The organism is Alkalihalobacterium elongatum (assembly GCF_019024285.1).
In the GTDB taxonomy this organism is placed as follows: domain Bacteria; phylum Bacillota; class Bacilli; order Bacillales; family Bacillaceae_F; genus Alkalihalobacterium; species Alkalihalobacterium elongatum.
The window spans coordinates 80,811-88,361 of record NZ_WMKZ01000017.1; the positions used below are offsets into that span (position 1 = coordinate 80,811).

Annotated in this window: 2 protein-coding genes; both read right to left on the reverse strand. The window is 40.7% G+C overall.

Annotated features, from left to right (window positions below):
* Positions 1-130 precede the first annotated feature (130 nt).
* Positions 131-5,008, reverse strand: a complete 4,878-nt coding sequence (locus GKP30_RS15700) for an InlB B-repeat-containing protein (protein ID WP_216830406.1) — start codon at positions 5,006-5,008, stop codon at positions 131-133.
* Positions 5,009-5,607: 599 nt separating this feature from the next.
* Positions 5,608-7,032 (reverse strand): S8 family peptidase, encoded by a 1,425-nt coding sequence (locus GKP30_RS15705; RefSeq protein ID WP_216830407.1) that lies wholly within the window; start codon positions 7,030-7,032, stop codon positions 5,608-5,610.
* Positions 7,033-7,551: the final 519 nt, after the last annotated feature.

Consider the following 7,551-nt stretch of genomic DNA (forward strand, 5'->3'; position numbering starts at 1 on the left):
GCTTGTTAACCTATTTATTTTACTAGTTAAAAAAAGGGAGATTCAACAGTCGTAATTACGACTGTTGAATCTCCCTCCCTATATATATTTACTTCGTGAAACACTGCGTGGAACAAGGTTTTTCGAGGTGTCACAGTGACTCGACAGGAGTAAAACCGCTGTACACGCGCTTGCCGTTGACGACGCGATAAGCGCGGACTTTGTAGTGATACTTCGTGCCGCGTTTTAAGCCTGCGTTCGTAAATCTAACGGTGCCCCCGCTTGTAACCGTGCCGACTCGACTGTACTTGCCGTTTTTCGAAGTGGCACGATGGACTTCATAACCACTTGCCCCAGTCACGCGCGACCAGGAAATGGTCGCTGAAGTGGCGCTTGCTTTACTGGCCTTTACGTTCTTCGGTACAGGTAGCACCGCTTTTCCACTTCTGACTGCAGAGAATGTACCGTAAACTCTGGTTCCATCAACGACGCGGTACGCTCTAACCTTGTAATAGTACGTTGTCCCAGTGGCGCGGCTCCCATTTGTGAACGTTAATGTACTGCCGCTCGTAATGCTTTTCACCCTTGTATACTTGCCATCCTTTGATGTAGCGCGATAGATCTCATACCCGCTAGCGCCTGTCACCCTGCCCCAATTAATTCGAATTTGATTATACGAAGCAGAAGTTGTTGTGACAGAGATCACTCGAGCTAAGACTGGTTTCCCACTTGCTATCGAAGAATAGTTGCTATAAATTTTAATCCCATCAACAACGCGGTACGCCCTTATTTTATAGAAGTAAGTCGTCCCTGTTTTCAAACTACTCCTAGTAACACTTGTTGTCGCTCCATTAGTTACGGTTTGTACTCGACTGTACGTGCCGTTTCTTGATGGCGCTTGATAAACCTCATAGCCATCGGCTCCAGTTACTAGGCCCCAAGACACTTTTAACTTGTTATACCCTTCAGAAGCTACGGTGACACTTTGAGGTGTACTCGGGTTCGCCTCAAAATAAACATACAAGACAATCCCATCTGTCACGACTAGACCAAATGAAAACTTGGATTGAAAACTAGAATCAGTGTACCAACCGATAAACGTATGCCCCGCCTTCACAGGATCATTTGGAACATTTAAAACGGCGTTATGACTGAAACGTTGCTCTGCTAACACACTATTTCCGTCCTTAAAAATTACGTCATACTGATTTAGCTCATATTGTGCGTAAACATCTAAATCAATAGTGACATTCTCAAATGGCACGTCCCAGCCAATAAAAGTGTACCCAACCCTCGTTGGTACTTCTGGAGCGGTTGCTGCTTGTCCTTCTTCAACGATTACTTGTGCAAGCCCACTTCCATCATAATCGTAAAACGTCACAAGATACTTATTCTTTTCATACTGCGCTTGAACCGTTAAGTCACTTGTAATCATGTATAGCTCTTGATCCCAGCCAATAAATGTATAACCTTCACGTACTGGCGCTATCGGAGGTTGGACTCTTGAACCATAGTTGACAGTCTCTGTTTTTAAAACATCTCCATTAAAATCAATAAACGTCACAGTATATTGATTAATTTCATACATAGGAGAAATCCACAAATCATTTCGGACATTAGTAAAATCATAATCCCAACCAATAAATGTAAATCCTTGTTCTACAGGTGGCTTTGGTGCTGTCGCGGCCCCACCCTCCATAACCTTCTCTGTTTTTAAAACTTGACCGTCCCAATCTCTGAAGGTAACCGTGAATGTATCCTTTACCTCAACAGCAAAGGAAGTCGATAAACCTTCATATTGAAGCGTTGGTCGTTGGTTTCCTACTTTTTCAGGATCAAAGCCTGTAACTTCTACTTGCGATAGCTCCAGCTGATATTCATTTCCAGCTGATGTTCTACCGAAGAGCTCTGCTCCCTCTAAATTCAGCGGTTTACCTTTTGCATAGACCGTCTGCTTTGGTACATTTTTTAAAAATAAATTGATAGTTTGTTCTTCTGCTAGCTCGATCGAGTGATTGCGAAGCTGCGGAAACGTATAGTTCGACTGCGGGTCAATGACCCAAACCTTTTCAAAATCAAATTTCCCGAAGCGTTCTTGAGTTTGCATTTGCTCAAATGTCAGCTTCTTAATTCCAGGTTGTTGATCATCGCTTATAGGAAAATGAACAGCACTATCTACATAGTAAACATCTTCAAGGAGGCGATTATTCGCACTCCATTCGTCAATGCCTCCACCGATAATAGCACCCATATAGTTCCATCGGTAAAAATTCTCGTCATTCATACTTCCAAGCTGGTAAGCTCGTCTTATGATTGTACTCCTTTCAGCAGTACCGACAAGACCTCCGCCCATATGTGAAAAAGTGACAGGACCGATATTAAACGCATCCGTAACCATCGCATGATGAAGCCTTCCTACTAAGCCACCAGCAAAATTTCCATTAACAGTCCCTGTATTAAAGCTAGTCGCTATGCTTGCACTAAACTGACTTGTACCCGATAAAGATGCAACTAAACCACCAGCATTGTTAACTGCCTGGACACTTCCACTATTATGTGACTCCAAAATCGTTGAAGCATAACTATCTCCAACAACTCCTCCACTATCACCACCTTGGATCTGCCCTTCGTTGCTGCTTTTCTTTAAGGTCGAACCATACAAGCCACCAACAAGACCACCCGCGAAATAATCACCTTCAACCTCGCCACTATTTTTACTATGCGAAAGTGTATTGCCGCCATTTAATTGACCAGCAATCCCACCTGAAGTACCCCCAATGATTTTCCCATTGTTTTCACTAGTTGTAAGAGTACTATGTCGCAAAGATCCAGCAATTCCACCAGAGTATAACCCCAGAGAATAACTGTTATATTCATGTTGAAAGTTTTCTTTTGTTAAAATGGTTCCTTCATTTTTCGTATTCTCATAGGTGGAGTTATCTCCCATTGCCGTCATTCCGCCAGCAGCGATTGTCGTTCGGGAACTGCTTCCTTCACCACTAATTGTGCCTTTATTGGTACTGTTTTTCATAATCGATTGATAGCCATAGCCCTCAAAACCGCCAGCATATCCCGTGTACCAAGACTCATCTTTTCCCTTGCTGAACCCTTTTACAGAAACATTCGCTAGGTTGAGTGAATGTTCGATCGTCGTTCGTTGACCTTCGCCAACAACTCCGCCAATAGAATCGCGAGCACTGACTGTTCGTTGCCCACTTTCATTTGTACTGCCCGCTTTCAATTCACCTTCCACCGTATTGTGAAGAAAACTAGAATCATAGCTCGTTCCTGCCATACCTCCGATTGAACTCTGGGAAGAAATCGAGTGAAAAACAAATTGATTATTCGTTGTAATGTCAATTTCCGTTTTAACAGTCGTATTGATAACCTTCGTATGCTGCATAACGCCAGCTATTGTCCCTACAGCAATTTGAGCATACAACGGCTCATTTAGATCATTCTGATTTGAACGTTCCACTCTAATTTTACTTTGATCAAAGACAATGTTTTTAATTTCAGCGTTGTGTGTATGGCTAAACAAACCGATACTAACATCCTCATCCGTAGAAATCGCTATGTTTAACCCTGTAATTGTATGACCATTTCCATCTAAAATTCCCCTAAATGGCGCTTGAGCTGATCCAATTGGTTCCCAACCTGCACCATTTCGGTAATAGTTGCCACCTTCAGCCATGGCAGTTCTTAGATCAATATCATTCATTATCATATACTTGGCATCTAAATTCTCACGGATCGCATTTAAATCATCGGCTGTATAAATGCCGATATAACCATCAGGGACATCTGCTACTTTTGTTCCATAGACGTTAAAATCACCTTTACTTAAGTCTGTTCCAGAACTTTTCGGGTAAAATTCATCACTGTAAATAAAAATTGCGTTATCGCCGTAATCATCAATGATGATCGATTTAATTTTCCATATTCCTGCTTCGGTATTTTCTTTAATTCGAATAAAGCCTTCATACTTTTCACTATCAGGGTTAAGTTCTAGTACTAATTTATGCTCACCTTTTGTAACTGGCGTCTGATAGAAAACTTCCAATCTACTGATCCCTGAATCCTCATCCTCGGCATCAACTATAACCTTAATTTGATCCCCTACAGTACCTTTTTTCAAATCAACTTCAACGCCATGAAAAATAGGTTCTGTATAATCATAGTTTGTATCAAAGACAAGAAAATCAGCACTTCTCAAATCGAAAGTATTACTCTCTTCTTCATCATGAAATTCCTTATTGTACACTACTAACGAATTACTAGCGTGATCATCTATTTGAATGGCCCTAATTTTCCAAGTACCTGGTTCCATATATTTAACAATATTGACCGTGCCTTCATAGTTTCCACTTTCAGGATTAAGCATTAAGGATAGTTTGTAATCTCTCTCGCTGTGTGGGGTTTGGTAGAATACTTCTGCGCTTTTTATTCCAGACTCCATGTCTTCTGCATCTACTGAAACTTTTACTTCATCGCCTACCGTTGCTTCTTTATGATCTATCTTAGCACTTCGAAACACAGGCTTGGTAACATCAGTATTTGTCCCATAAATATGAAAGTTTCCTGCGCTAAGGTCTTGGGATTGCTTGTGCTCAATAAGCTCTTGGTTGTAAATGATCAACGTATTTTCTTCATAATCATCAATTATGATAGCGCGAATTTTCCAAGCCCCCGCTTCCATCTGATCATCGATAACAATTTTCCCTTCATAATTCCCACTATCAGTGTTAAAGGTTAATGGAACTTTATAGTCTCTTTCCGTTAACGGTGTCTGATAATGGACGCTAACTCTTCTCGTCTCAGAGTCTTTGTATTCTGTAGCAACGGAAATGAGTATCTGGTCCCCTGTCGTTCCTTCTTCGCGATCGACCTCGACACTATGGAAAATTGGGTTAGTTGCATCGACACTCGCGAAGGCGACATTATACATCACACTTTCAAAACCTAATAAAAATACAATTACTAAAATTGTAATTGCTCGAAACTTTTGTTTTTGCCTGTTCCAGCTCATAACCTTTCCCCCTAATAGGTTTGAAATAGTTTTAGTTGCAAAGTAATTAATTACTTGATTAATGACCAATCTATCATCTTCATGTCATTTCTATTTATATAAAGGATAACTCTGTAGGTACGTTAACCAAAAAGTACAGTTGCAAAAAAATCATGCAACTGTATCTTGTAGTCGAACTGGGAGCGCAGAGAATTATAAAGATGTACCCTGTTCATATACTCTATGTAATTTATCGATTTTCTACTAAACTAACATTTTTAGACTTTTTGAAAAAATTGTTTGATTATTAATATATACCACATTGTTCTCTGTTTGCGTATAAAAATATTTAAACGTAAAAAATCCCCACAGAGTGGGGATTTCGACTTCGGTGCTTTGTTTCTTGGAACAATCATGAAACAAGATTATTTAAGGTTTACAGTCATAATCTAATGCATGTACGACCTTACGCTAGAATACTTGCTGTCTATTATTTTACCAATTAAAAAGAGGGTGACTCATAAAGTCGTATTCAACGACTATTGAGTCACCCTTTTAGTTACGTGAACAATCTTTGGATCACGATTTTTCTGGTCTCACAGTGACACCCCAAAAAGAGATCACCTTAACGCATTATAGGCATTCAAGTGGCCGCTACCGAAGTAGCGCTGATCTTTTCCGCGCACGGGATCAACGGCTGTTTTATATAAGAGGTCTTGCAGTTTTGCTGGTGACATTTTTCCATGCTTGTCTATCAGCAATGCTGCTACAGCAGACACTTTCGGGGTCGCCATCGATGTTCCAACCGACCAATAATACCCTCCGTCTTCACTTGCACTTAAGTTAAATTCTGTTTCAAACAATCGGTTGGCAATGTATTCGTTAAATTTTCCTGCTAAGAAGTATTCTTCATATAACTTGATATCACCACCAACCGCTGCAATATCAATGAAGCCAGGACCATAGTTAGAGTAATTCGCTAACACATCATTTTGACCTGTCGCCGAAACCGTAACGACTCCTGGTATCGACCCAGGCACTTCAAATCCAGCACCTACAAAGCTATACCCATCTCCCGCATAATATTCGTTTAAGAAATTAGTTACTTCACGCTTATTCGTTGCATTTAGCTCCTCATTACCCGCTGCAACGACAACAAGAACACCTTTTTTCGTAACATATTCTACCGCTCGTTTATAAGCTTTAAAATCAGCAACATCGTTTCCTAAATTTGTTCTCTTCCCTGTTTTAGGATCTGTATAAAAGACTTGTCCTAAAATATCAAACCCGCCTAAACTCATGGAAATAACGTCAACTTCATCATCAGCAGCTGTGATCATTGCGTCATAAATCCATGCACTCTCTGCAGAACTCGTCCCGAATACCCGATATGCTTTTATACCAGTATCAGGTGCAACACCTAGCATTGCACCGTTTCCAGCAATCGAGCCTGCGACATGACTCCCGTGACCATGTGTATCATCAAAAGCTTCACGGTCTCCTTCTTCCTCTGGTTCTGTTCCACGGAAGCCACCAGCAGGAACAAAGTTCTTAGATCCTGGCAATAAGTTTGGCACTAAATCAGGGTGAGTTCTATCTATACCTGTATCAACAACTCCAACCACTACATCGTGTGAGCCTGTCCCAAGTTCAAAGCTCGCACCGTTTTCTGTTATTCGTTGAATATCCCATTGTAAGTCCCAAAGTGCTGCATCTGCTGGGTTAACCGTGTCTTCTGTAATTCGTAAAGACTCTGGGACACTCCAAGACAAGGAAGGATTCGCGACATTTAAACCAGCAAGTCCTCTCAATTTATTAAAAGAAGTAGTCGGCGCTTTTACCTGTACAAAACCAATTTGTGGAACGGAATAAACAATTTCTCCTCCCAGACTCTTAACTTGGTTCTCAAAGCTTGCGGGAACACTCTTTTGGTTGAATAAAACCGAATAATATCCATCTTTTGTATCCGTTGCTGCTCCCATAGCTGCTGGGAAAACACTCATCATTAGTACAAAACACAGTAACATAGTAAAAATTTTTTTCATAATGGCCTCCTAAATTTTTTGTTTTATGTTAGTCCTAAAATATCAACTCAATATATAACAATTTAGTTGCTCTATGCTTTTTTCCTTTATGTTTCGTTCATCAAATCCCAACAAGAGTTAACAATTTATATGTGACAGTTGACAGTTTATAAAAGACAGAGTCGATTATTGATTACTATAGAGCGATGCTATAATCTTTCGAGTTCCTTTTGAGCTTTTTCTTAGAAATTTCTAGTTTGTCATGTAATAGGAGAAGAGTCAGTCCGTTGACTGGTTCTTTTTTGGAGATAGGGGTGTTGTTTCGGTGTATGAGTATTTTTAATGACCTTCTATCACGTTTCAGCTGTTGCTTGGGCTTCATTCAGCCTCTATGATGACCTCTTCTTCCGCTTCAGCTGGTGCTCGGGCTTCATTCGGGCTCTATGTTGACCTCTTCCTTCGGTTCAGCTGGTGCTCGGGCTTCATTCGGGCTCTATGTTGACCTCTTCCTTCGGTTCAGCGGTTGCTTGGGCTTCATTC

Coding starts and splice junctions, on each gene's coding strand:
- GKP30_RS15705 (WP_216830407.1), bottom strand. CDS start 7,032: ATGAAAAAAATTTTTACTATGTTACTGTGTTTTGTACTAATGATGAGT.
- GKP30_RS15700 (WP_216830406.1), bottom strand. CDS start 5,008: ATGAGCTGGAACAGGCAAAAACAAAAGTTTCGAGCAATTACAATTTTA.